A 230-nucleotide genomic window follows, 5' to 3' on the forward strand; every position below is an offset into this window, starting at 1 on the left:
TTGGTTGCCAACGGCTGAGGGGATGTCGGCGGCGATCGGTGCCGGTTCGGTCATGTATCCACCGGACGGCCCTGATGCCCTCATGCAGACCTCCGATATACCCCAACTCAGCCTTGACGACGGCGTCTGGGCCTCTGGCGCCAGCCAGTATCCCGTCCGCGACGACTTTGAGTCGGACATGCTGGCCCTGCCACTGTCGGGGCCGGCTCTGCCCGGCGACGTGCAGCGCA

Annotated in this window: 1 protein-coding gene; it reads left to right on the plus strand. The window is 66.5% G+C overall.

All coding sequences use genetic code 11. The features are described from left to right. Positions 1-22: 22 nt before the first annotated feature. A partial coding sequence (locus ACLQ24_RS30740; protein WP_425895216.1) for a hypothetical protein occupies positions 23-230 on the plus strand: 208 nt, incomplete at its 3' end.

The sequence above is a fragment of the Micromonospora sp. DT4 genome, assembly GCF_049841675.1.
Classification (GTDB): Bacteria; Actinomycetota; Actinomycetes; order Mycobacteriales; family Micromonosporaceae; genus Micromonospora.